Source organism: Actinomycetospora sp. ABD4_176 (assembly GCF_056311855.1).
Genome location: NZ_CM149974.1, coordinates 1312675 through 1336328, shown reverse-complemented (window position 1 = coordinate 1336328; position 23654 = coordinate 1312675). Strand labels below are relative to the sequence as shown.

The following is a 23654-nucleotide window of genomic DNA, read 5'->3' as shown; positions in this document are numbered from 1 at the left end:
GGGTCACCGCCCCAGCCCCACGAACGCGTCCAGCGCGGAGGCGTCGGCCAGCGAGTCCCGGGAGGCGACGGCGTCCGGGTCGGCGCCGAGCAGGATCCGCTTCGCGGGCACCTCGAGCTTCTTGCCGGTCCGGGTGCGCGGCACGGCGGCGATCTCGTGGATGCGGTCGGGGACGTGGCGGGGCGAGAGCGCGGACCGCAGCTCGGCGCGGACCCGGGCCTCGTCGATGTGCTGCCCGGGCGCCGCCACCACGAACAGCACCAGCTCGCCCGGCCCGCCCGCCGGGTCCTCGAGGTGCACGACGAGGCTGTCGGCGACCTCGGGCATCTCCTCGACGACGGCGTAGAACTCGGCGGTCCCGAGCCGCACGCCGCCGCGGTTGAGCGTCGCGTCGGAGCGGCCGGAGACGACGACCGAGCCCGACGGCGCGAAGCGCACCCAGTCCCCGTGGCGCCAGACACCGGGGTAGGTGTCGAAGTAGGCGGCGCGCAGCCGCGAGCCGTCGGGGTCGTTCCAGAAGGACAGGGGCATCGAGGGCATCGGCGCGCGGATGACCAGCTCGCCGCGCTGGCCGACGACCTCGTTCCCGTCCGGGTCGAAGGCGGCCGCGTCGACCCCGAGCTCCGGGCCGGAGATCTCGCCCTCGACGACCTCCTGCCACGGCCCGCCCTGCACGATGCCGGTGCAGACGTCGGTGCCGCCGCTGCCGACGAGCAGCAGGACGTCCGGGCCGAACTCCTCGGCGACCCAGCGGTACCCCTCGGGCGGCAGCGGGCTGCCGGCCACGCAGATCTGTCGCAGCGGGCCGAGGTCGTTCTCGCGCGCGGGGTGGACGCCCTGGTCGCGGCAGGCCATGAGGAAGCCGGGGGAGGCGCCGAAGTGGGTCGCGCCGGCCCGGGCGGCCAGCCGCCACTGCCACGACACGTCGGGGTGCAGGGGGTTGCCGTCGACGAGGATCAGCGTCGCGCGGTGCAGCAGGCCGCTGACCAGCGCGTTCCACATCATCCAGGCGGTCGTCGTGAACCAGAGCATCCGGTCGCCGGGCTGCACGTCCCAGGCGAGCCCGTGGTTCTTGAGGTGCTCGACGGTGATGCCGCCGTGCCCGTGCACGATCGCCTTGGGCGGCCCGGTGGTGCCGGAGGAGAAGAGCACCACGAGCGGGTGGTCGAACGGGACCGGGTCGTAGGCGGGCTCGGCGGGGGTGCCCAGGAGCTCGTCCCACGACGTCGCGTCCGGGACCGAGCCCGGGCCGTAGGGGATCTCGACGACGTGGCGGACGCTCGGCAGGGCGGCGCGGACGGCCGCGACCTCGTCGGTGCGGTCGATCGGCTTGTCGCCGTAGACGTAGCCGCCGACGGCGAGCAGCACCGCCGGCTCGATCTGCGCGAACCGGTCGACCACGCTGCGCGCCCCGAACTCCGGCGCGCACGAGGCCCACACCGCGCCGAGGCTCGCGGCGGCGAGGTGGGCGACGACCGTCTCGGGGATGTTCGGGGCGTAGGCGACGACCCGGTCGCCGCGGCGGACCCCGAGCCGCTGCAGGCCGGCGCGGGCCCGGGCGACGGCGTCGCGCAGGCCGCCCCAGGTCCAGGTCTGGTCGTCCCGGGTCTGGGAGTAGGCGAGGAGGGCGGGGGCGCCGTCGTCGAGGCCGTCGTGGGCGAGCGCCTGCTCGGCGTAGTTCAGTGTCGCGCCCGGGAACCACTGCGCGCCCGGCATCGCGCGGCGCCCGAGCACCGCCGCCGGGGCGTCGTGGAAGCGCACGCCGAAGAAGTCGGCGACCGCGGACCAGAAGCCGTCGAGGTCGGTGACCGACCAGCGGTGCAGGGCGGCGTAGTCGTCGAACCGGAGCCCGCGCTCGCGCTCGAGGTGGGCGACGAACCGGGCGGTGACCGTGCCCTCGGGTGCGGGGGTCGGGGTCGGCGGGGTCGGGGGCGCCATCAGCGGACCTTCCCGGCGCGGCCGGCGAGGAAGGCCGTCATGCGGTCCTGGGCCTCGGTGCTGCTCGAGGAGATCGCGGCCATGAGCGCCTCCATGAGGTAGCCCTCCTCGTCGCGCGCGGCGGCGATGCGGGGCAGGGCCTGCAGCACGGCGAACGTGCTGACCGGCGGGTTGGCGGCGACGCGGTGGGCGAGCTCGAGGGCCTTCGCGAAGCCGCCGCCGGGCTCGGTGCGGTAGGTGGCGACGCCGAGGGCGAGCGCCTCCTCGGCGTCGAGGACCCGGCCGGTGAGCATCATGTCGGTCATCCGCGGCACCCCGATGAGCTTCGGGATGCGCACCGACCCGCCGCCGCCGACGAACAGGCCGTGCCGGCCCTCGGGCAGCGCGAAGAACGCGCTGGGCTCGGCGACCCGGATGTGGGTCGCCGCGGCGAGCTCCAGGCCGCCGCCGACGACGGCGCCCTTGAGCACGGTGACGACGGGCAGGCGGCCGTGCTCGATGCGGTCGAAGACGCGGTGCCAGAACCGGGAGTGCTCCACGCCGGTGACGGCGTCGGTGGCACCGAGCTCGGCGAGGTCGAGGCCCGCGCAGAAGTGGTCGCCCTCGGCGTCGAGGACCACGGCCCGCACGTCGGCGGGCGGCGCGGTGAAGAACGTCTCGAGGCCGTGCACGGTGGTGTCGTCGAGCGCGTTGCGCTTGGCGGGCCGGGCGAGCCGCAGGACCGCGACCGGCCCGTCGCGGTGGAGGCTCAGGGAGCGCGGCAGCAGGGACGACACCGCGGTCTCGTCCGGTTCGGGGGCGGTGCTCATCGGACTCCTCCCGCCGCGGGGACGGCGCGCCCCCGCAGCTCCACACGGCGGATCTTGCCGGTCGCGTTGCGGGGCAGCGCGTCGACGGCGACCAGGTACTTCGGGATCTTGTAGCGCGCCAGGTGCGCCTCGAGGTGGGCGCGCAGCGCGTCCTCGTCGAGCTCCTCGCCGGGGCGCAGCTGCACGTAGGCGGCGCCGACCTCGCCCCAGCGCTCGTCGGGCACCCCGACCACGGCCGCGTCGGCGACCTCGTCGCGCCGGACGAGCACGGCCTCGACCTCGGCGGGGTAGACGTTCTCGCCGCCGGAGATGATCACGTCCTTGACGCGGTCGACGACGTCGGCCCAGCCGTCGTCGTCGACGCGCAGGACATCGCCGGTGCGGAACCAGTCGTCGTCGACGAACGCGGCCGCGGACTCGGCGGGGCGCTCCCAGTAGCCGCCGAACACGTGGGGGCCGCGGACGAGCAGCTCGGCGGGCTCGCCGGCCAGGCCCTCGCGGACGCCGTCGCGCAGCATCGCGGTGTCGGTGAAGAAGTGGGGGACGCCGACCGAGACGGGGCGGCCGGGGTCGCCCTCGCGGGGCACCATGCACACGCCCGGCGAGGCCTCGGTCATGCCGTAGCCCTGCTGCAGCCGCACCCCGCGCTCGAGCCAGGCGCGCGCGACGCGCTCCTGCACCGGCGAGCCGCCGTAGAGCACCGTGTGCAGCGTGTCGAGCTGCGCGGCCTCCCAGCCCGGGTCCTCGACCATCATCTGCAGCATCGTCGGCACCGCGGAGAAGCTCGTGACGCCGGCGGCGCCGATGCGGGCGAGCACCGCACCGGGGTCGAAGCGGGGGAGCGGCTCGACCGACCCGCCCTTGAGCAGTGTCGGCAGCGTGATCTGGCCGAGGCCCACGCAGTGGAACAGCGGCGCGATGCACAGCGCGCGGTCGGTGCTCGCGACGTCGGTGTCGGCGAGCTGGTTGACCGTGTTCCAGGTGAGGTTGCCGTGGCTGAGCACCGCGGCCTTCGGGCGCCCGGTGGTGCCCGAGGTGTAGAGGAGGATCGCGGGGCTCTCGGGGCCGACGTCGGGCGCGTCGTCGAGCGCGGGGCCGCGGGTCGCGGCATCCTCGAAGCCGGCGTCGGTCCAGGTCACCGGGCAGGACGGGCCGGCCGCGGCCACGAGCGCCGCGGCGTCCTCGCCGGCGACGAGGAGCGCGGCGCCGGAGTCGGCGAGCATGTAGGCGATCTCGGCTGGGGCGAGACGGTGGTTGAGCGGGACGACGATCGCGCCGAGGCGCCAGACCGCGAAGAAGGTCTCGAGCACGCTGACGGCGTTGACGCCGACCTGGGCGACGCGGTCGCCGGGCCGGACGCCCCGGGCGCGCAGGTCCGCCGCGAGGCGGTCGACGCGCGCCGCGAGCTCGCCGTAGGTCAGTGTCCGGTCGGGGCCGACCAGCGCCGGGCGGTGCGCGGCGGCCCGCGCCCGGCGTGCCGGCCACGTGCCCAATCCGGGCACGAGGGCAGCGCGCGGCGTCGCGCTCATGGCACACTCCTCGAAGTATCAGGAATCTTGATACTAGAGCGCGTGCCGCGGGAGCGGAAGTGGACGAGGGGGACGGCGGATGGGGGCGTCGGGCACCGAGCGGGGCGTGACGGCGTCGGAACCGTCGCTGCTCTACGCGGTCAAGCAGGTCGAGCTGGCGGTGCGGGCGCGTCTCGACGACCTGCTGCGCGCCACCGGCGTCACCGTGCCGCAGTGGACCGCGCTGACCGTCCTCGCCCGGCGTGAGGGCCAGACCGGCGCGGAGCTCGCCCGCAACGCGTTCGTGAGCCCGCAGGCGATGGGCGACCTGCTCGCCGCCCTCGAGCGCGGGCACTGGATCACCCGCACCCCCGACCCCACCCACGGGCGGCGCGTGCTCATCGGGCTCTCCGACGAGGGCCGCGCGCTGCTCGCCCGCGTCGAACCGGGGGCCACGGACGTCGAGGAGCGCATGCTCGCCGGCCTCGCCCCCGACGAGCGCGCCGCCCTGCGCACCCTGCTCAACCGCTGCCGGACCAACCTCATGTGAGTACTTTCCCGGGCTATAGCCCGGGAAAGTACTCACATAGGACGGTCGGTCGCCTCCTCGTCGGGGATGACGTCGAGGGCGGCGGCGCCGGCGCGGGCACCGGGCTCGAAGGTCGTGTACAGGTCGCGGAACAGGGCGTGCGCGGGCTCGGCGGGCCAGTCGGGCGGGAGGTGGCGCCGGGGCAGCCGGGGGTCGCGGCGGATCGCCTGCAGCCAGTCGGTCTGCAGGACCAGCTGCGCCGCGAGCGGGTCGGGCAGGTGCGGGCGCGTCGCCGGGTCGCCCCAGCGCGCCCGGAACGCCCGGTAGCGCGCGGCGAGGGCCGGCAGGTCCCAGGCGTCGCGGACCAGCGCGTCGACGTCGGTCCCGTCCAGCGCCCGGGCCCCGAACGCCCGCAGCCGCCCGTCCAGCCCGAGGCCCTCGGCCAGCGCCCGCACGTCGACGTCGCCCGGCGCGATCCACAGCCCGCCCTGCAGCGGCCCGAAGCCGGCCCACGACAGGCGCGCCCGCAGCAGGTGCCGCTCGCGGGCCCAGGCGTCGGGCAGCGAGAACGACAGCAGCGTCCACGACCCGTCCCAGTGGGTGTTGACGACGTCGGTGCGCCAGATGCGCGCGTCGCCGTCCCGCAGGACCTCGCGGGTCGCGGGCGTCGGGCCGACGTAGACCTGCCGGCCGCGGCGCACGCGGTGGATCTGGTCGCGGCGCGCCATGCGGCTGACCGTCGAGCGGGTCGCGTGCTCGGAGACCCCGGCGCGGCCGAGGACGTCGACGAGGCTGCTGGTGGCCACGTGCACGCCGCGGCCGAGCAGGTAGCCGCCGAGGAAGGTCAGCAGGATCGCCTGGGGGCGGGGCGCGTCGAGGTCCGGCTCGGCGTCCTGCGCGACGCCGGGTTCGAGCGGCACCTCGTGCTGGGCCTCGGACACGCGCCGGAGCCTAGCGCTCATGATGTTGGGCAGATTGTTGACGGTCGTCGACGAGCTGCCTACATTGTCGGCGACATCCCGTGACCCCGACCACACACGACGAGGAGGTCCGGCGTGGCCGAGGCCGACGCCCGCTCGCGGACCCAGCTCCGGCGGGCGGTGCTGTCCAGCTACCTGGGCAGCGTCATCGAGTACTACGACTTCCTGCTCTACGCCACGGCGTCGGCGGTCGTGTTCGCCAAGGTGTTCTTCTCGACCCTCGACCCGCTGGTCGGCACCGTCGCCAGCTTCGGGACGCTCGCCACCGGCTACCTGGCGCGGCCGCTCGGCGGCATCCTCTTCGGGCACTTCGGCGACCGGGTCGGGCGCAAGAAGATGCTGGTCGTGACGATGTCCCTGATGGGCGTCGTCAGCGTCCTCATCGGCGTCCTGCCGACCTACGCGCAGATCGGCGTCTGGGCGCCCGTGCTGCTCGTGCTGCTGCGCGTGCTGCAGGGCGTCGCCGTCGGCGGCGAGTGGGGCGGGGCGGTCCTCATGTCCGCCGAGCACGCCACGTCGCGGCGCGGGCTGTGGGCGAGCTTCACCAACGCCGGCGCGCCGAGCGGCATGGTGCTCTCCACCGCGGCGCTCGCCGGGGCCGCGGCGGTCGCCGGGGAGCAGGGCTTCCTGGCCTGGGGCTGGCGCGTGCCGTTCCTGCTCTCCGCCGTGCTGCTCGCGGTCGGCCTGTTCGTGCGGGCGCGGGTCGAGGAGACGCCGGTCTTCGCCCGGGCACAGACCGGAGCGCCCTCGAGGCCCCCGCTGGTCGAGGTGCTGCGCCGCCCGCGCAACCTCGTGCTCTCGATCGGCATCGGGTTCGGCGCCTTCGTCGCGCAGGGCGTGCTGACGACGTTCGTCATCGCCTACGCCGTGCAGGCCGGCTTCGCCCGCCAGACCGTGCTCAACGCGCTGACCGTGTCCTCGATCGCCGCGATCCTCGGGATCATCGGCTTCGCCGCGCTCTCCGACCGCGTGGGCCGGCGCCCCGTGGTGCTCGTCGGCGCGCTCGCGATGACGGTGTGGGCGTTCCTGCTGTTCCCGCTCGTGGACTCGGGGTCGACCGCGCTGCTCGTGCTCGCCGTGGTCGTCGGGCAGGGCGTGGTGCACGCCGCGATGTACGGGCCGCTCGCCGCGCTCTACACCGAGCTGTTCTCCACCCGCGCCCGCTACACCGGGGCCTCGCTGGGCTACCAGATCGCGGGCATCGGGGCGGGCCTCGGCCCGGTGGTGTTCGCGACCGTCCTGCAGGGCACCGGCAGCCCGTTCCTCGTGTCCGTGGTGATCGGGGCCTGCTGCCTGCTGACGGTCGGCTGCATCCTGGCCACTGGCGAGACCAGCCACCGCGACCTCGACGGCGCCGACGACGACCGGCGGGACGCCGACCGCCTCCGGGCCGACTCGACGAGCGCCTGAGCGGAGCCGGGTCGCAGCTCGTCGAGGACGCCGTCGAGCCGCTCGGTGGGCGATCGTCACCCGATCGTCACCCACGGACTTCACACCTGCCTCACGCTGTGCGCTCCGGGTGCGAGCGGAAGGGGACGCGGATGGCGGAGCAGGTCGAGTCGGCCTCCGGACTGGGCACCGGGAGCAGCGACTACCTCGCCGCCCGCCAGTTGCGGGCCGGCTCGGCGAGCTGGGTGCTGCTGGCGGGGCTCGGCGTCGCGTACGTGATCTCCGGCGACTACGCCGGCTGGCACTTCGGCCTCGCCCAGGGCGGCTGGGGCGGTCTCGCGGTCGCCGCGGTGCTCATGGCCGTGATGTACACGTGCATGGTGCTGGGCCTGGCCGAGATGTCCTCGGCGCTCCCGGCGGCCGGCGGCGGCTACACCTTCGCCCGTGTCGCCATGGGCCCCTGGGGCGGCTTCGCCACGGGCGCGGCGATCCTCCTCGAGTACGCCGTCGCCCCCGCGGCCATCGCGACCTTCATCGGCGGCTACGTCGAGTCGCTCGGCCTGTTCGGGATCACCGACGGCTGGTGGGTCTACCTGGTCTGCTACGTCGTGTTCGTCGGCATCCACCTGCTCGGCGTCGGCGAGGCCCTCAAGGCCACGTTCGTCATCGCCGCGATCGCGCTGGTCGGGCTGATCCTCTTCGCGATCGGCGGCATCCTGTCCTTCGACGCCGCGAACCTCACCGACATCCCCGTCACCGACGCCGCCGGCGCCTCGCCGCTGCTGCCGTTCGGCCTGGTCGGGGTGTGGGCGAGCTTCCCGTTCGCGATCTGGTTCTTCCTCGCCGTCGAGGGCGTGCCGCTCGCCGCCGAGGAGGCACGCGACCCGGTGCGTGCGGTGCCGCGCGGGATCATCGTCGCGATGGCGGTGCTGGTCGTCTCCGCGGCGGCGGTGCTGCTGCTCGCGCCCGGCGCGCAGGGCGCGCAGGCGCTCTCCGAGAGCGACAACCCGCTGGTCAGCGCGCTGGAGGCCGGGCTCGGCGCGGGATGGCTCTCGACCACGGTCAACTACATCGGCCTGCTCGGGCTCATCGCGAGCTTCTTCTCGATCATCTACGCCTACTCGCGCCAGACCTTCGCCCTCTCGCGCGCGGGCTACCTCCCGCGCGCGCTGTCGAGGACCAACAGCCGCAAGGCCCCGACGCTGGCGCTGGTGATCCCGGCCGCGATCGGCTTCGTCCTCGCCGCGTTCGGCAACGGCGACATCCTCATCAACCTCGCCGTGTTCGGGGCGACCCTGTCCTACGTGCTGATGATGGTGGCCCACCAGGTGCTGCGCGTCCGGAACCCCGAGCTGCCGCGGCCCTACCGGACGCCGGGCGGACGGGTCACCACCGGCGTCGCGCTCGTCCTCGCCCTCGCCGCGGTGGTGGCGACGTTCCTCGTCGACGTCGTCGCCGCGCTCTGCGCCCTCGGGGCGTTCGCCCTGCTCATGGCCTGGTTCGGCTTCTACTCTCGGCACCACCTCGTCGCGGCCGCGCCCGACGAGGAGTTCGCGGCGCTGGCGAAGGCGGAGGAGGAGCTCGAGTGAGCTGGACCACCACCCTGGGCGGGCACTCGTACGCGTTCGCCGACCTGCGCGACCTGCTCGCCAAGGCCACCCCGCTGCGCTCGGGCGACGTGCTCGCCGGGGTCGCCGCGGAGTCCGCCGCCGAGCGCGTCGCGGCCCAGACCGTGCTCGCCGACGTGCCGCTCGCGCACTTCCTCGACGAGGCCGTCGTGCCCTACGAGGACGACGACGTCACGCGGCTGATCCTGGACTCCCACGACGCCGAGGCCTTCGCCCCGGTGCGCTCGCTGACCGTCGGCGGGTTCCGGGACTGGCTGCTGAGCTGGGAGGCCGACACCGCCGCGCTCACCGCGCTCGCGCCCGGTCTCACGCCGGAGATGGTGGCGGCGACCAGCAAGCTCATGCGCGTCGGCGACCTCGTCGCCGTCGCCCGCAAGACCCGGGTCGTCACCGCGCTGCGCACCACGATCGGGCTGGAGGGACGGCTCGCGACGCGGCTGCAGCCCAACCACCCGACCGACGACGCCGTCGGCATCACCGCCTCGCTCGTCGACGGGCTGCTGCACGGCGCCGGGGACGCGGTGGTCGGCATCAACCCGGCCACCGACCGGCCCTCGACGGTCCTGGCGCTGCTCGAGCTGATCGACGACGCCCGCCGGCGCCTCGACGCCCCGATCCAGTCGTGCGTGCTCACCCACGTGACGACGACGCTCGAGCTGCTCGAGCAGGGGGCGCCGGTGGACCTGGTGTTCCAGTCGGTGGCCGGTACCCAGGCGGCCAACCGGGGCTTCGGGGTGACGCTCGACCAGCTGCGCGAGGCGCACGCCGCGGCCTCCGAGCTGCACCGCGGCACGGTCGGCGACAACGTGACCTACTTCGAGACCGGCCAGGGCTCGGCGCTCTCCGCCGACGCGCACCACGACGTCGACGAGCAGACCCTCGAGGCCCGGGCGTACGCGGTGTGCCGGGCGTTCGACCCGCTGCTGGTCAACACCGTCGTCGGGTTCATCGGGCCGGAGTACCTCTACGACGGCAAGCAGATCCTGCGCGCCGGGCTCGAGGACCACCTCTGCGGCAAGCTCCTCGGCGTCCCCATGGGCGTCGACGTCTGCTACACCAACCACGCCGAGGCCGACGCCGACGACACCGACACGCTGCTGCTGACGCTCGGGGCGGCGGGGTGCGGGTTCGTCATCACCGTGCCGGGCGGCGACGACATCATGCTCAACTACCAGTCGCTGTCGTTCCAGGACGTGCTGCAGGTCCGCCAGACGCTCGGCCTGCGCCCGGCGCCGGAGTTCGAGGCGTGGCTCGGCTCGGTGGGCCTGCTCGACGACCGCGGCCGCGTGCCCCAGCTCGTGCCCGAGCCGATCCGGGCGCTGATGGCATGAGCGTGTCGAGCGATCCCTGGGAGACCCTCCGGGCCGCCACCCGCGCACGCGTCGGGCTCGGCCGGGCGGGCGACGGGCTGTCGACCGCCGAGAACCTCCGCCTCGCCGCCGCCCACGCCCAGGCCCGCGACGCCGTGCACACGGCGCTCGACGTCGACGCCGTCCTCGCGGCGCTGGGGGAGCGGGCCGGACCGGTGGTGCGCTCGCGGGTCGCCGACCGCACGGAGTACCTGCAGCGTCCCGATCTGGGGCGGCGGTTGGCCGACGACCACGGGCTCCCGAAGGGTGACCACGACCTCGCCGTGGTGGTCGCCGACGGGCTCTCCGCGCGCGCGGTGGCCGACCACGCCGTCCCCGTCGTCGACGCCCTGCTGCCTCGGCTCGAGGGGTGGTCGGTGGCGCCGGTCGTCGTGGCGCTGCAGTCCCGCGTGGCGCTCGGGGACGAGATCGCCGCGGCGCTCGGGGCGCGGATGGCGCTGGTGCTCATCGGCGAGCGGCCCGGCATGTCGTCGCCCGACTCGCTGGGCGCGTACCTGACCTGGGAGCCCCGCGCCGGGCGCGTCGACTCCGAGCGCAACTGCGTCTCCAACATCCGCCCGCCCGACGGGCTGGGCTACGACGCCGCGGCCGAGGTGCTCGCGGCCCTGATGCAGGAGGCGTCCCGCCGGCAGCTGACGGGCGTGGAGCTCAAGGACACCGGCGCCGCCCTGCCGCCGGCGGCGGGCTGAGCGTCCCGGGCGCCGCTCCGGGGCCTCGATCTCGCTCCGGTCCGTCCTACGGCCGGTGCGCGACGTGCCATCGGCTGATCTTGATACGCCAGGCGGATGAATGATTCCGTCACTCTTCCGTGTCCTCTTCGTTACTCGGTGCGTGGTGGCCGACGGCGACCACGTCATCCAAGGGGCGGAAGGACACCACACGCATGGGTCTGCACAGGGCGAAACTCGGACGTCGGGGGATGGTCGCGCTCGCGGCCACCGGGGCTCTGGTCGTGGGCGGCGGGGCGGCCGCGATGGTCGGGACGGGCACCGCGGAGCCGCTGCTCCCGCTGGCCGTCCCGGCAGTCGGCACCACCTACGTCCTGCCGGACCTGGCCCCGTTCGCACCCGCCGACATCCGCGGGGACGGGTCGGCCGCGGTCGACGACGAGTTCGGCGCACCGGAGGACGGGGGCGAGGCCTCGCTGCGGCTGCGGACGCCCGCGAGCAGCGACAAGGCCTCGATCGGGGTGCGCGAGGAGCCGCCGTCGGCGCTCGGGCTCTGGATCCCGACGGCCGCCTACTCGGCCTACCAGGGTGCGGCGGACAACCCGGCCCAGTTCCCGAGCATGCAGCTGCAGATCGACTTCGACCCGGCCGACCCGGCGGTGGGCTTCTCGACGCTCACCTACGAGCCCGTCTACAACCCGGGCGACGACCAGACCCCGGACGCGTGGCACCGCTACCAGGCCGGCGAGGGCAACTGGTGCTCGACGCGGGCCATCCCGGGCGTCATCAGCGAGGACCAGCGGTCCTGCTCCAACGACGGCGCGAAGCCGCTCGCGGACTACGTGACCGCCCAGCCCGCTGTCGTCGTCACCGCGCTGATCATCAACCAGGGCTCCGGCAACCCGGGTCTCGACGCGGCGGTCGACCTCGTCTCGACGCCGACCACGACCTATGACTTCGAGCTGACCGAGCCGGAGGTCCCCGGCCTGCCGGGCGAGGAGCCGTGCGAGGAGCCCGGCACCCCGATGCACCCGGGTGAGGGCGACGAGGGCCACGAGGGCCACGAGGGCCACGAGGGCCACGAGGGCCACGAGGGCCACGAGGGCCACGAGGACAACGGCGGCCACGAGGACGGCGGCGGCCAGGGCCACGACGAGGGCGGCAACCAGGGCCACGACAACGAGGGCCACGACAACGAGGGCCACGAGGGCCACGAGCCGGACGGCGACGAGGGCCACGAGCCGGGCGGCGACGGCGGCCACGAGCCCCCGCAGTGCTCGGGGTCGTGATCACGGACCCTGAACCCGGCTCGTCGTCGCGGCCGCACCCGTGACGCGGAGGACGCCCTCGCTGCTCCCGGAGCGCGAGGGCGTCCTTCGTTCGCCGGACGCCCGGCCCCTCCGGAGATCAGGAGGACGCGCCCGGTGCGCGGTGCTCCCTACTCGCCCGACCGCTTGCGGCCCGGCAGCCGGTCGACGACCCGCCCGAGGCGCTCGGTCGTGCCCTGCAGCGGGGCGAGGGCGTCGGCGAGGACCCCGATCTGCTGGTCGAGGTTGTCGATGCGCCCGGCGAGGGTGCGCAGGTCCGGGCTGACCTTCTGCAGCTCGCCGGCCGCGGTGGTCAGCGAGGTGTCGAGGTGCTCGAGGCGGGGCGGCACGTCGGGGAACGTGGTGTCGGCGTGCCGGGCGAGGGCCTCGACGGACCCGATCGCCCCGGTGAGCTTGCGGATCTCGTCCACCGCGCCCGCCATCTGCTCCAGCGCGGGGGCGGCCTCGGCGAGGGCGTGGAGGTCGTCGACGGCGGCGGTGAGCGCGTGCAGGTCGTCGACCGCCCCCGCCAGCGAGGACAGCGTCGGCACCGCCTCGGCCAGGCGCGCGATCGTGGGGACGGCGTCCGCCAGGGCCGCGACGGTGGGGACCGCGTCGGCGAGCCGCCCGACCGACGGCACCCCGTGCGCGATCCGGGCGACCGAGCCGGTGGCGCCGGCGATCGTGCGTAGGTCGCCCGTGGCGCCGGCCAGCGTCCCGAGGTCGTCGACGGCACCCGCGATGTTCTGCAGCGTCGGGACGGCGCCCGCGAGGTCGGCGAGGTGCGGCACGGCGGCGCCCAGCTCCTGCAGGGCCGGCGCCACCTCCGCGAGGCGGTCGAGCACCGGCGCGGCCTCGCCCAGCTGCTGCAGCGCCGGCACGGCCCCGGCGAGCGCCGCGATGTCCCCGCGCGCCTCGCCGATCTGCTGCAGCGCCGGGACCGCGGACGCGAGGGTGGCGATGTCGGCGCGCGCCTCGCCGATCTGCTGCAGCGCCGGGACCGCGGACGCGAGGGTGGCGATGTCCCCGCGCGCGTCCCCGATCTGCTGCAGCGCCGGGACCGCGGAGGCGAGGGTGGCGATGTCGGCGCGCGCCTCGCCGATCTCCTGCAGCGCCGGCACGGCGGACGCGAGGGCGGCGATGTCCCCGCGCGCGTCCCCGATCTGCTGGAGCGCCGGCACGGCCTCGGTGAGCGCGTGGATGTCGGGGGCGGCGCCGGCGATCGCCTGGAGGGCCGGGGCGGCCTCGGCGAGGGCGTGCAGGTCGTCGGTGGCCTGGCCGAGGCGCGTGAGCGCGGGTGCGGCGTCGGCGAGCCGGTCGAGCGACGGGACCGCGCTCGCGATCCGCTCGAGGGTGGGGACGGCGCGGGCGATGGCGTGCAGGTCGTCGACGGCGCCGGCGAGCCGGTCGAGGGCGTCGGTGGCGTAGGACAGGCGGGTGAGGTCGGGGGCGAGCTCGTCGAGGGTGGTGCGCAGACCGGACGCGACGGGCAGCAGCTGCTCGAGCATCGATACGAGCCGCGGCACGGCGCGCAGGGCGTCGGCGACCAGCGGGCTGAGGTCGGCGGTGGTGCGGGCGCCGGAGGTGGCGATGTCGGCGATGCCGCGCACGATCGCCGGCCCGTGCAGCGTCAGCTCGACCGCCGTGCGGGTGGAGGCCACGACGAGGGCGCGGGCGGTGTCGAGGATGCCGCTCGGGGCGGACTCGACGGCGCGCGGCAGCGCCCGGGGCGCGGGACGGGTCATGCGGGCTCACTCCGGGGGCTGGTGCCGACGCCCGTGCTGGAACTGACGGCACGGACGACGACGGCGGCGAGGACCGTGGTGAGCGGGACCGAGGCCACCAGCCCGATGCTGCCGACCAGGGTCCGCACGACCTCCTGCGCGACGTCCTCCGCCGTGAGCAGGTCACCGAGACCCCGCCCCGCCAGCGCGAACAGCAGCAGCAGGGGCAGCGCCGCCCCGGCGTAGGCGAGCACCAGCGTGTTCACCGCGGAGGCGACGTGGTCCCGACCGACACGCATGGCGGAACCATAGAGGTCGTTCAGCCGAGCGGCCGGGTCTGCGCGGTGCAACTCCCAGACGGCGCTGGTCTGGGTGACGGTGACGTCGTCGAGCACGCCCAGCGCGCCGATGATCACGCCGGCGAGCAGCAGGCCCCGCAGGTCGAGGCCCGGTCCGAGCACCCCGGCGAGCTCCGAGGCCTCCTCGCCGAGACCGGTCAGGCGGGACAGGGCGGCGTAGAGCACGGCGAGGACGCCGATCAGTCCGAGGCTCGCCAGCGTCCCGAGGGCGGCCGTCGCCGTGCGCGCCGAGACACCGTGGGTCAGCGGGAGCACGACGCCGACGATGAGCCCCGACGCCGTGAGCGCGACCGGGACCGGCGACGACCCCGTGGCCAGCGCCGGGAGCACGAAGAGCCCGATCACCCCGAGGGTCACGCCGAGCGCCACGAGCGCCGCGAGCCCCTGCCAACGCCCCAGGAGGAGGACCGCCAGCGCGAAGGCGGCACCGAGTAGGAGCAGCGGGGTGCCGCGCTGGAAGTCGACGATCGTGTAGGTCAGCGGGTCGGCGGGGTCGCCGCCCGCCCAGCCGAGGACGACCGGGTCGCCGACCGCGAACCGCGGCGAGCCGGGAGCGGCGGGGACGAGGGTGACGATCGTGGAGCCGGGCGCCGGGCCGTCGGCGAGGCGCACCGTGACGGCCACGCAGCCCTCGCCCGGCGCGGGGGAGGGCAGGTTGGGATCGGTGCAGTCGGACTCGCCGGCGGCGCGCAGGACCTCGCCGTCGACGGGCGTCTGCGAACCGAGGCCCGGCGCGCCCTGCCCCGTCGCGGCGCGCTGCGCGACCGCGGCGTACTCACCCGGCGAGGGCGAGAGCGTCACCAGCCCGACGAGGACCGCCAGCGCGCAGGGGACGAGCAGCGCGGCGAGCAGGACGCGGACCCGCCGTGCCGAGGCCCCCTCGAGCCCCCCGCCCTCGTGCCCGTGCCCGTGCCCGTGCCCGTGCCCGTGGCCCGCGCTCTCGACAGGGCGCCGCCGCCCCGACCGGCCTGATGGGGACGTCCCCCGGGGTGTGTCAGCCTGGCGTCCACGCCGGCGCCGGACGCCGGTGTCTCCCCCATCTCGCGCGCTGTCCGCCCGTCGTCGACGGGGAACGGCGTCGGCCCTGCCGTCGGTGCCCTCGACCCGGATCGGGCCGGTGGGGGCGTCGTCGTCCCCGTCGGCGGTCGCCGAGGACGCCCGCGAGCGGCGCGCCGGTGGCCGGGGGGAGGTCACCGCGCCATCATCGCCGGGGCCGCGGCGCTGTCCGAGATGGGGGCTTTCCTCGCCCTCTCGGCGTGCAGCACGCAACGCCGGCAGGTGGACGCCGGGCCGGCAACCCTCAGGCGCCCGGGGAGGCGAGCTTGCCCCCGAGGCGCAGGACGGGCTCGGGGGCTTTGTTGGCGAGCTTCATGAACACCTCACCGGCGCGGGCGCGGGCCAGCGAGCCGTGGCCGAACTTCCGCGAGAGGCCGCCCTTGTCGCCGGGTAGGCGGTGGTGGACGGGCTCCGCGGTCGCGTCGGGGTCGGACAGCGTCCGCCCGATGACCATGCGCTGGATCTCGCTCGTGCCCTCGAAGATCGTGTAGAGCTTGGCGTCCCGGTACCACTTCTCGACCGGCAGGTCGTCGACGTAGCCCCAGCCGCCGCAGGTCTGCACGGCCTGCTCGGCCGCGCGCACGGCCACCTCGGAGGCCCTGAGCTTCGACATCGAGCCCTCGCCGACCTGGAACGGCACGCCGTTCGCAGCCATCCACGACGCCCGCCACGTGAGCAGGCGCGCGGCGTCGATGTCGGCGGCCAGGTCCGCCAGCGGGAACGACACCCCTTGGTTGGCGATGATCGGCCCGCCGAACGCCTCCCGGTCGCGGGCGTAGGCGCAGGCGTACTCGAACGCCGCGCGGGCCACGCCCAGCGCCATCGCCGCGACCATCGGCCGGGTCTGCTCGAACGTGCCCAGCGCCGCCGGCTTGCCCTCGCCTCGCCGCGCCTTCTCCAGCTTGTGCTCGAGCTTGTCCTCGCCGCCGAGGAGCTGGTCGGCGGGGATGCGGCAGTTCTCGAACTTCAGCTCGGCGGTGTGCGAGGCCCGGTGCCCGAGCTTGCGCAGCCGCCGCACCTGCTCCATGCCCGGCGTGTCCTTTCCGACGACGAACATCGCCTGCCCCTTGGTGCCCAGGTCCGGGTCCACGACGGCGTTGACGATCGTGACGTCGGCGATCCCGCCGTTGCCGATCCAGATCTTGTCGCCGTCGAGCACCCAGGAGTCCCCGTCCTTGCGGGCCCGGGTCTGGAGGTTCGCGACGTCGCTGCCGCCCTGGGGCTCGGACACGGCGAGCGCCGCGAGCTTGATGTCGCCGGGCTCGCCGAACATCTCGGGCGCCCAGCGGGCGAGCTGCTCGGGCGTGCCCGCCTGGTTGAGCGCCGAGAGGGCGAGCGCGGGCAGGACGACGGTGAGCCCGATGCCCGCGCAGCCCCAGAAGATCTCCTCGAGGAAGAGCGGCAGCGACAGGCCGGTCGGGTCGGCGATGAGGTCGGCGTAGAAGAGCGGGCTGTAGAAGCCCTCCTGCGCCGCCTTGTCGACGATCTCCCAGGGGCATTCCTCGGCGGCGTCGTACTTCGGTGCCGCCGGACGGATGACGTCCTCGGCGAAAGCGTGGGCGCGGCGCACCAGCTCGTGGTGGGCCGGCGTGAGCTCGAGGGTGAAGGCACTCATCGCCGGGCCTCCTGCTGCTTGGTGTGCACCGTCTCCACCACCGGACGCCACCTCCTGGTCCTGGAGCCGCTGCTCCACCTGTTGTTACCACCCAGTACCGCGTACCGACGGTACCGAAACGTGGCGCATCAGGGCAGGACGAGGCCCACGGGGTTGCCGGGCGGGAAGGCGTGACCGGCGACGACGGCGTCGACCAGCGGCGCGAGGAGCCCGGCGAGCCGGTCGGTGCCCTCACGGCCGAGGGCGGCCCAGGGGCGGGCGGCCAGGCGGTCGGTGGCCGCCTCGATCTCGGCGTGGCCCGCCCGGCCCGCGTCGGTGAGCCGCCCCGCGTCGTCCAGCCACCCGCGCTCACGGAGCTCCGCCGCGCCCGCGGCCCACGCGTCCTCGTCGAAGCGGCGGGCCTGCCGGGTGGTCGAGCCGTTCAGCTCCCCGGCGGCCTCCTTGAGCCGGTGCGCCGCGACCGGTCCGAGGCCGGCCGAGACGAGCACCGCGACGTGGCCGTCCCCCCGGTGCTCCCGCAGCGTCGTCGCCGCCTGCCACAGCGCGCGTACCGGCTCGACCGGGCGGGGGAGCGCCTGGTTCGCCGCGCCCAGCACGCGGCCCTCGACGTCGGCGGCGTCGGCGGCCGCACCGGCCAGCCGGGCCGCCTCGGCGATCTCCGGCCGGTGCGCCGCCTCCTCGCCGAGCAGCCGGTGCAGCGCGGCGCCCGCCCCGGCCGAGCGGGCGGTCAGGCAGCGCTCCGGGTCGGCGAGCTCCCACGCGTCCGGCAGCGCCCGCTCGAGGCGCAGGCGGTGGAAGCCGTGGAAGGCGGCGTGAGCGACCTCCGGACCGACCGCGCCCAGCGGCGCCGAGCGCTGGGCGACGTAGGCCATCCAGAACCCGCGCAGCCCCGCCGCGTCGGCGGCCGTGCGGGCCTCCACGGTGAAGTAGGTGACCGCGTGCAGCGGCTCGAGCAGGGTCCAGAGGCGTCGGGCGTCGTCCACGCGCATGATGGTCCCCGCTGTCGGTGGCTTGCCGCACCATCGAACACGTGTTCGAATGGGTCGGTGCGGTGGGACGAGCAGAAGGTCGCGGGCGGGCCCGAGGAGCTCCCGGGCATGCCCGCGCTCAAGGGGCTGGTGCGCAGCGTTCGGACGCCGGAGTTCGCCGGCATCACCTTCCACGAGGTGCGGGCGCGTTCGGTGCTCAACCGCGTGCCCGGTGCGTCGCCCATGCCCTTCTCCTGGACGGTGAACCCCTACCGAGGGTGCAGTCATGCGTGCACCTACTGCCTCGGGCCGGACACACCGGTGCTCATGGTCGACGGCACGAGCGTGCGGCTGGCCGACGTCCGCGTCGGCGACCTCGTGGTGGGCACCGCCATGCGCGGCGGGGTCCGCAGCCTCGTCCCGACGCCGGTCCACGACGCGTGGACGACGACGAAGCCGGCGTGGCGCGTGCGCCTCGTCGACGGCACCACCCTCGTGGCCAGCGCGGACCATCGCTTCCTCACGCCGCGCGGCTGGGTGCACGTGCGCCCGGAGGGATGCGCGGGCACGGAGCGGCCGCACCTGCGGGTCGGCGACGTCCTCGTCGGCGCCGAGACCCTCGCCGACGAGGCGTTCCGCCGGCCCGGCTCGCCGCCGGTCGCGCCGCCCCCGCCGAACGACGCGCCGGGCGGACGGGTCGTGGTCGCCGTGGAGGACCTCGGCGGCGAGCGCCCGCTGGCCGACCTCACCACCGGCACCGGCGACTTCGTGGCCGACGGCGTCATCAGCCACAACTGCTTCGCCCGCAACACCCACACCTACCTCGACCTCGACGCGGGCGAGGACTTCGACCGCCAGGTGGTCGTCAAGCTCAACGCCCCCGAGGTGCTGGCCCGCGAGCTCCGCTCGCCCCGCTGGGCCCGCGAGCACGTCGCGATGGGCACCAACACCGATCCCTACCAGCGCGCCGAGGGCCGCTACGCCCTCATGCCCGGCATCATCCGGGCGCTCGGCGGCAGCGGGACGCCGTTCTCGATCCTCACCAAGGGCACGCTGCTGGCCCGCGACCTGCCCGAGCTCGCCGCGGCCGCGCGCGACGTGCCCGTCGGCGTCGGCGTCTCCCTCGCGCTGCTCGACCCCGAGCTGCACCGCCGCGTCGAACCGGGCACGCCGACGCCGCGCGCGCGGCTCGACCTCGTCCGCCGCATCCGCGACGCCGGGCTGCCGTGCGGGGTGTTCGTCGCCCCGGTGCTGCCCGGGCTCACCGACGGCGACGAGCACCTCGAGGCGCTGCTCGGCGAGATCGCCGCCGCCGGCGCGAACGGGGCCAGCGTGCTCGCGCTGCACCTGCGCCCGGGCACGCGCGAGTGGTTCCATGACTGGCTGGCCCGCGAGCACCCCGAGCTGGTCGAGCGCTACGCCGCGCTCTACCGGCGCGGCGCCTACGTCGACGCCGCCTATCGCCAGGACCTCGCCGCCCGCGTCCGCCCGCTGCTCGAGCGCCACGGACTCACCGGCGGCGGGCACGCGATGGGCGGGCGGCAGGGCGGTCGTGAGGGGTACGGCGAGGGCATCGACGGCCGCGAGGGCAAGGGCGGCTGGCCCGACGGGTCGATGCCCCCGCCCGCGGTGCCGGAGGCGGTGGTGACGGCGCCCGCGGAGCAGCTCTCGTTGCTGTGAGTAGCCCTGTGTCAAGCCGCCGGTTGTTGATGTTGGGTGAGCAGGGTTTGCAGGCCACTGTGGCGGGCGGGGTCGTAGGGGGTGTTGGTCTGCCAGCAGCGCCAGATCACGTGCAGCCAGGCGCGGGCGAGGATGCGCACGGCATGGGGGTGGTCGTGGCCGCGGGCGCGGGCTCCGCGGTAGAGGTCGGCGGCCCAGAGATTGGCGTGTCGGGAGTCGCCGGCGAAGTCGCAGATCGCGTCGCGGAGCTGCTTGTCGGCGGCCCAGCGGAAGGCGACGACGGTGACCTTTGCCCGACTGGCGGGTGGTGGGCGCGACCCCGGCCAGGGCGGTGAGGGCCTCGGGGGTGGCGTAGCGGCCCCGGGCGTCGCCGATCTCGGCGAGCAGTCGGGCGGCGCGGATCTTGCCGGCGCGGGGCAGGCTGGTGAAGATCGCGGCGTCGGGGTGCAGGGCGAGCTGTTCTTCGATCCGGTCGGCCAGGGCGTGGATTTGGGTGTTAATGGCTTCGATGGCGGTGAGCAGTCCGAGGGTGATCGCGGCGCGGGCGTCGCCGTCGGGGCCGGTCAGGCCGCGGGGGGCCTCGGTCAGGCGGCGGTGCCGCACGGCGGGGTCGGTGCGCCCGCTGTAGCCGTTGGCGCCCAGCCAGGCCGCGAGGCGCTTCGGGGAGAGCCAGTCGGCGCGGGTCTGGTCGGTGCGCAGCACGTCGGCGAGCATGTAGGCGTCGAAGCGGCCGTCCTTGCGCCCGGCCGAACCGTAGCGCCCGCGCAGGTTCTTCAGCTGGGTCGGAGGATCACGAACACCGTGAACCCGCCGTCGAGCAGCGCGTCGACCACCGCGCCGTCGCCACGCTCGATGGCGACCTCCTGCACCCCGACCTTGCCCAGCTGCCGGCACAGGGTTCTCAGTCCGGCCTTGCTGTGGGTGACCCCGAACCGGTGGAGCTCGGCGCCATCAGCGCCGACGACAGCGACCACGTGGTCGGTGCTGGCCCAGTCCAGGCCCGCAGTCGGTCGCGGAGCTGCGGGCACATCGTTGACACTCATCGTTGCCTTTCCGCTGTTGCAGCAGGGGGAAGGCACCCGGTGGCTCCCGGACACGGCAGCCGGTCGCTCACTGATCGGCGCTCTGATTCGACGCTCAGCCCTGTTGCCAGTCGGCGTGTCTGGCACCACCGGGCCCCGCAGAACTCACAGCAGACCTCGAAGGTCTCGCGAGCAGGGCGACCACCCGGTGGCCACCAGTGGTGCACCCGGATCCTTTCACCGAGCCCGAGCGCAAGGAGGGTCGCCCAGTGAGCGCCGGTCGGGTGGCGCGATGGCCACACGGCTGTCGGGGGCGGGCGCTATCATCGAACACGTGTTCGACGGCGGCTTCCAGGTGGTGCCGGCGGAGCTCGAGGAGACTCGCGCCGGGGCCGCGCTGGGCGCCGTCCTCGAGCGGATCGACGCGCAGCGGGTCTCGCCGTACGACACGATGCGGCTGGTCGCCGCCCAGCGCCGCCAGCTCGCGCACCAGCAGGCGTGCTTCCACGCGTGCGCTCGTGAGGCCGCGCTGGCGGATCCCGATGCGCCGGGTGGGCGGGCCGAGCGCGACGTCGACGAGTCCGGCGACGAGCTGCGGGCGGTCCTCTCGGCGTCCCGGACGGCGGTGGCGCGGCTGCTCGACCTCGCGGATGCCGCGCAGCGCCACCCCCGCCTCGGTGCGGCGTGGCTGACCGGCGACGTCGACGAGCAGCGGGTGGCGATTCTGGTGCGGTGGACCGCGGCGCTGTCGGCGGAGCACGCGGCCGCGGTGATCGACGAGCTGGTCGACCAGGCGGGCGGGATGACCCCGTCGCGGTTGATCGACCGGATCCAGGCGCTGGCCAAGGCGCTCGACCCGGCGTGGGCGCAGAAGCTCTACCGGCAGGCCCGCCGTCAGCGTCGGGTCCGGGCGCGGTGCACCGAGGCGGGCACGGTCAACCTCTCCGCTCTGGACCTCCCGCTGCCCGGTGGGGTGCGGTCGGTGCGGCGGATTCACGCCCTCGCCGCCCGGGCACAGGCGGCCGGACGTCCGGGACTGATCGACACCATCCGCGCCGACGTCGTGCTCGCGCTGTTCCACCCCGACAACGCCGGCGCCGACGACGCCGGGATCGTGGCCGCGGTGCTCGCGATGGGCCAGGACGACGACCCGCGTTCGCGTCGTGTCCCCGATCCCGCCCTGGCCCCGCCCGACGACCCCACGCCGCCGGACGACCTCACTCCGCCGGAGGACCTCACTCCGCCGGAGGACCTCACTCCGCCGGACGACCTCACTCCGCCGGACGACCTCACTCCGCCGGATGACCTCACTCCGCCGGACGACCTCACGCGGCCGGCTGACCTCACGCGGCCGGCCGACCCGACCCCGACCGCGAGCCCGACCTCCGCTGAAGGGCAGATCGCCACCGGTGATTCGACTCCGACCGGCGACCCGACCCCGACCGGTGAGCCGGTCCCGACCGGCGACGCGGCGGCCCACCCGGCCGCCGGCACCGGCGACGCGGGCGCCTCGACGGGTGGGCGCCGACCGACCCGGCAGTCGCGGTTCGAGCTGCGGGTGGGGCTCGGCACGCTGCTCGAGCTCGACGACCGGCCGGCGCGGTTGCCCGGGTGGGGCGTGATCGCGGCGGGCGTGGCCCGGGAGCTCGCGGCCGCCCACGCCGACGCGGAGTGGCGCGTGGCGGTCACTGACGACTCCGGAGCGCTCATCGCGGCGCTGCTCGCCGCTCGCCGCCCGGCACACACGACGACCACCCCGCAGGAGCCGCCGATCGGCGGGGCTCCGCGCCCCGTGGTCGAGCTGCACGTCTCCGAGACGGACCTCGCGCGCCTGCGCCCCCACGAGCACGACGGCTGGGCGTCCGTCCTCACCGACCTGCAGCGGCAACTGAGCCGTTGGCGTGCGGCGCTCGACGAGGACCTCGCCGCCCAGGACGCCGAACGTCGGGCCGCCGAGCCCGAGCGACCGTGGGACGACGCCCTCGACGACGAGGCCCGGGCCCGCGTCGCCGCGCGGCGCCGAGCACGGGCGCGCGAGGCCGTCGCGCGCTTCCCGTCCGCGGCACTGCGTCGCTGGATCACCATGCGAGACCGATCGTGCGTGTTCCCGCCCTGTGGGACCTCCGCCCTCGCGGCCGAGGTCGACCACACGCGCGCCGTCGTCGACCACGGGCTGACGCTGCCCGGCAACCTCGGGCCGGTCTGCGGGCACGACCACGACCTCAAGGACCAGGGCTGGACCCTCACCCAAGCCCGGCCCGGCTGGTTCCGCTGGACCAGCCCCACCGGCCACACCTACGAGCGCAGGCCGCGGCCCGTGGCCGACGACCTCCCCGCCCCGCGACCACCGGCCACGCCGTCGAGCACCGAGCCACCCGTGTACGCCGACGACGGACCGGTCTGGGACAGACCGCCCCCGTCGACGCCTGCCCCACCGCTCCCACCGCCCGCCCGAGCTCCCGAGGAGGACCCGGACCCGCCGCCCTTCTGAGAGCGACCGGTGGGTGCGGGCTCGGCCCGGCGGGGAGGTCTGCCTGCCGGCACGACCGGCCCGGTGCGCTCCGCTTCCCCGACACGGCGACGGGAGGACCCACCCCCGCTGCCTCACTAGCCTGTCGCCATGGACCTGGACGAGGCGCGGCAGGTGCTCCGCGAGCAGCACCACGCGGTACTGGCCACCCGGCGGGGCGACGGCGCGCCGCAGATGTCGCCGGTGGCGGTCGGCGTCGACGACGAGGGCGCCGCGGTCGTCAGCACGCGAGAGACGGCGATCAAGACGAAGAACCTTCGCCGCGAACCCCGGGCGTGGCTCTGCGTCCTGCCCGACGGCTTCTTCGGCCGCTGGATCCAGGTGGAGGGCACCGTCGAGATCGTCGAGCAGCCCGAGGCCCTCGAGGGCCTGCGGGCGTACTACCGGCAGGTCGCGGGCGAGCACCCCGACTGGGAGGAGTACGACGAGGCCATGCGCCGGGAGCGCCGGGTGCTCCTGCGCGTGCACCTCGACCGGGCGGGCCCGACCGTGAGCGGTTGAGATCGGGGTGGAGCCGGGTCGATAGCCTCGACGGGTGCCGTGCGCCGTGCGCGACACCCGACGACGACCCGAA

General features: G+C 75.3%; 19 protein-coding genes and 1 pseudogene. 9 read left to right on the top strand and 11 right to left on the bottom strand.

Translation table 11 applies throughout. The features are described from left to right. Positions 1-3: 3 nt before the first annotated feature. From ACYX4T_RS06520 to ACYX4T_RS06510, 3 genes are read right to left on the bottom strand one after another with little or no spacing between them, the layout of a single operon-like run. On the bottom strand, positions 4-1938 hold the full coding sequence (locus tag ACYX4T_RS06520) for an acetoacetate--CoA ligase (RefSeq protein WP_476013743.1): 1935 nt from the start codon (positions 1936-1938) through the stop codon (positions 4-6). After that, entirely contained in the window at positions 1938-2747 is an 810-nt protein-coding gene (locus ACYX4T_RS06515; protein WP_476013742.1) for a crotonase/enoyl-CoA hydratase family protein, read from the bottom strand. Before ACYX4T_RS06515 ends, ACYX4T_RS06520 begins: the two co-directional genes overlap by 1 nt. After that, complete coding sequence (locus ACYX4T_RS06510; protein WP_476013741.1) at positions 2744-4276, bottom strand: acyl-CoA synthetase; 1533 nt, start codon at positions 4274-4276, stop codon at positions 2744-2746. The genes ACYX4T_RS06515 and ACYX4T_RS06510 overlap by 4 nt, the downstream gene beginning before the upstream one ends. A 79-nt stretch (positions 4277-4355) precedes the next feature. Between ACYX4T_RS06510 and ACYX4T_RS06505 the strand changes: the two genes are divergently transcribed. After that, a complete protein-coding gene (locus ACYX4T_RS06505) occupies positions 4356-4805 on the top strand; it encodes a MarR family winged helix-turn-helix transcriptional regulator (RefSeq protein WP_476013740.1) in 450 nt (149 codons plus the stop codon). Between the two features lie 32 nt (positions 4806-4837). On the opposite strand, the gene ACYX4T_RS06500 is transcribed toward ACYX4T_RS06505, so the two are convergent. Beyond that, positions 4838-5725: a PaaX family transcriptional regulator gene (locus ACYX4T_RS06500; RefSeq protein ID WP_476013739.1), complete on the bottom strand. Its 888-nt coding sequence runs from the start codon at positions 5723-5725 to the stop codon at positions 4838-4840. Between the two features lie 114 nt (positions 5726-5839). On the opposite strand from ACYX4T_RS06500, the gene ACYX4T_RS06495 reads away from it, so the two are divergent. The 5 genes from ACYX4T_RS06495 to ACYX4T_RS06475 all read left to right on the top strand — a co-directional run bounded on the left by ACYX4T_RS06495 (position 5840) and on the right by ACYX4T_RS06475 (position 12108). Next, the gene (locus ACYX4T_RS06495; RefSeq protein WP_476013738.1) at positions 5840-7174 is read left to right on the top strand and encodes an MFS transporter; all 1335 of its coding nucleotides are present in this window, start codon (positions 5840-5842) and stop codon (positions 7172-7174) included. 131 nt (positions 7175-7305) lie between these two features. Then, a complete protein-coding gene (gene eat, locus ACYX4T_RS06490) occupies positions 7306-8742 on the top strand; it encodes an ethanolamine permease (protein WP_476013737.1) in 1437 nt (478 codons plus the stop codon). Next, the gene (locus ACYX4T_RS06485) at positions 8739-10112 is read left to right on the top strand and encodes an ethanolamine ammonia-lyase subunit EutB (protein ID WP_476013736.1); all 1374 of its coding nucleotides are present in this window, start codon (positions 8739-8741) and stop codon (positions 10110-10112) included. Before eat ends, ACYX4T_RS06485 begins: the two co-directional genes overlap by 4 nt. Then, a complete protein-coding gene (gene eutC, locus ACYX4T_RS06480) occupies positions 10109-10840 on the top strand; it encodes an ethanolamine ammonia-lyase subunit EutC (RefSeq protein WP_476013735.1) in 732 nt (243 codons plus the stop codon). Before ACYX4T_RS06485 ends, eutC begins: the two co-directional genes overlap by 4 nt. A gap of 194 nt (positions 10841-11034) precedes the next feature. Next, the gene (locus ACYX4T_RS06475) at positions 11035-12108 is read left to right on the top strand and encodes a hypothetical protein (RefSeq protein WP_476013734.1); all 1074 of its coding nucleotides are present in this window, start codon (positions 11035-11037) and stop codon (positions 12106-12108) included. Positions 12109-12257: 149 nt separating this feature from the next. Here ACYX4T_RS06475 and ACYX4T_RS06470 read toward each other — a convergent pair whose 3' ends face one another. From ACYX4T_RS06470 to ACYX4T_RS06455, 4 genes are all read right to left on the bottom strand, one after another. Further along, positions 12258-13871 (bottom strand): hypothetical protein, encoded by a 1614-nt coding sequence (locus ACYX4T_RS06470; protein ID WP_476013733.1) that lies wholly within the window; start codon positions 13869-13871, stop codon positions 12258-12260. After that, positions 13868-15403: a YibE/F family protein gene (locus ACYX4T_RS06465; protein ID WP_476013732.1), complete on the bottom strand. Its 1536-nt coding sequence runs from the start codon at positions 15401-15403 to the stop codon at positions 13868-13870. Before ACYX4T_RS06465 ends, ACYX4T_RS06470 begins: the two co-directional genes overlap by 4 nt. A gap of 106 nt (positions 15404-15509) precedes the next feature. Next, on the bottom strand, positions 15510-16880 hold the full coding sequence (locus ACYX4T_RS06460) for an acyl-CoA dehydrogenase family protein (RefSeq protein ID WP_476013731.1): 1371 nt from the start codon (positions 16878-16880) through the stop codon (positions 15510-15512). A gap of 128 nt (positions 16881-17008) precedes the next feature. Continuing rightward, positions 17009-17863, bottom strand: coding sequence for an SCO6745 family protein (locus ACYX4T_RS06455; protein ID WP_476015201.1), 855 nt, complete (start codon positions 17861-17863; stop codon positions 17009-17011). 63 nt (positions 17864-17926) lie between these two features. Between ACYX4T_RS06455 and ACYX4T_RS06450 the strand changes: the two genes are divergently transcribed. Next, on the top strand, positions 17927-19528 hold the full coding sequence (locus ACYX4T_RS06450; protein ID WP_476013730.1) for an Rv2578c family radical SAM protein: 1602 nt from the start codon (positions 17927-17929) through the stop codon (positions 19526-19528). A gap of 11 nt (positions 19529-19539) precedes the next feature. On the opposite strand, the gene ACYX4T_RS06445 is transcribed toward ACYX4T_RS06450, so the two are convergent. The 3 genes and pseudogenes from ACYX4T_RS06445 to ACYX4T_RS06435 form a co-directional block, all read right to left on the bottom strand. After that, positions 19540-19668 (bottom strand): hypothetical protein, encoded by a 129-nt coding sequence (locus ACYX4T_RS06445; RefSeq protein ID WP_476013729.1) that lies wholly within the window; start codon positions 19666-19668, stop codon positions 19540-19542. A gap of 190 nt (positions 19669-19858) precedes the next feature. After that, positions 19859-20242 (bottom strand): annotated as a pseudogene (locus ACYX4T_RS06440) (IS110 family RNA-guided transposase); the annotation flags it as partial. A 59-nt stretch (positions 20243-20301) separates the two neighbouring features. Further along, positions 20302-20571, bottom strand: coding sequence for an IS110 family transposase (locus ACYX4T_RS06435; RefSeq protein WP_476013728.1), 270 nt, complete (start codon positions 20569-20571; stop codon positions 20302-20304). 313 nt (positions 20572-20884) lie between these two features. Here ACYX4T_RS06435 and ACYX4T_RS06430 point away from each other — a divergent pair, with 313 nt between their 5' ends. Together ACYX4T_RS06430 and ACYX4T_RS06425 are read left to right on the top strand one after the other, a co-directional pair. Further along, complete coding sequence (locus ACYX4T_RS06430) at positions 20885-23041, top strand: HNH endonuclease signature motif containing protein (protein ID WP_476013727.1); 2157 nt, start codon at positions 20885-20887, stop codon at positions 23039-23041. A gap of 129 nt (positions 23042-23170) precedes the next feature. Beyond that, a complete protein-coding gene (locus ACYX4T_RS06425) occupies positions 23171-23581 on the top strand; it encodes a PPOX class F420-dependent oxidoreductase (RefSeq protein WP_476013726.1) in 411 nt (136 codons plus the stop codon). Positions 23582-23654 lie beyond the last annotated feature (73 nt).

What these genes read in the sequence shown, in the direction of transcription:
- ACYX4T_RS06520 (WP_476013743.1), bottom strand. Translation starts at nt 1,938, where the DNA reads ATGGCGCCCCCGACCCCGCCGACCCCGACCCCCGCACCCGAGGGCACG.
- ACYX4T_RS06515 (WP_476013742.1), bottom strand. Translation starts at nt 2,747, where the DNA reads ATGAGCACCGCCCCCGAACCGGACGAGACCGCGGTGTCGTCCCTGCTG.
- ACYX4T_RS06510 (WP_476013741.1), bottom strand. Translation starts at nt 4,276, where the DNA reads ATGAGCGCGACGCCGCGCGCTGCCCTCGTGCCCGGATTGGGCACGTGG.
- ACYX4T_RS06505 (WP_476013740.1), top strand. Translation starts at nt 4,356, where the DNA reads ATGGGGGCGTCGGGCACCGAGCGGGGCGTGACGGCGTCGGAACCGTCG.
- eat (WP_476013737.1), top strand. Translation starts at nt 7,306, where the DNA reads ATGGCGGAGCAGGTCGAGTCGGCCTCCGGACTGGGCACCGGGAGCAGC.
- eutC (WP_476013735.1), top strand. Translation starts at nt 10,109, where the DNA reads ATGAGCGTGTCGAGCGATCCCTGGGAGACCCTCCGGGCCGCCACCCGC.
- ACYX4T_RS06475 (WP_476013734.1), top strand. Translation starts at nt 11,035, where the DNA reads ATGGGTCTGCACAGGGCGAAACTCGGACGTCGGGGGATGGTCGCGCTC.
- ACYX4T_RS06470 (WP_476013733.1), bottom strand. Translation starts at nt 13,871, where the DNA reads ATGACCCGTCCCGCGCCCCGGGCGCTGCCGCGCGCCGTCGAGTCCGCC.
- ACYX4T_RS06460 (WP_476013731.1), bottom strand. Translation starts at nt 16,880, where the DNA reads ATGAGTGCCTTCACCCTCGAGCTCACGCCGGCCCACCACGAGCTGGTG.
- ACYX4T_RS06435 (WP_476013728.1), bottom strand. Translation starts at nt 20,571, where the DNA reads ATGAGTGTCAACGATGTGCCCGCAGCTCCGCGACCGACTGCGGGCCTG.
- ACYX4T_RS06425 (WP_476013726.1), top strand. Translation starts at nt 23,171, where the DNA reads ATGGACCTGGACGAGGCGCGGCAGGTGCTCCGCGAGCAGCACCACGCG.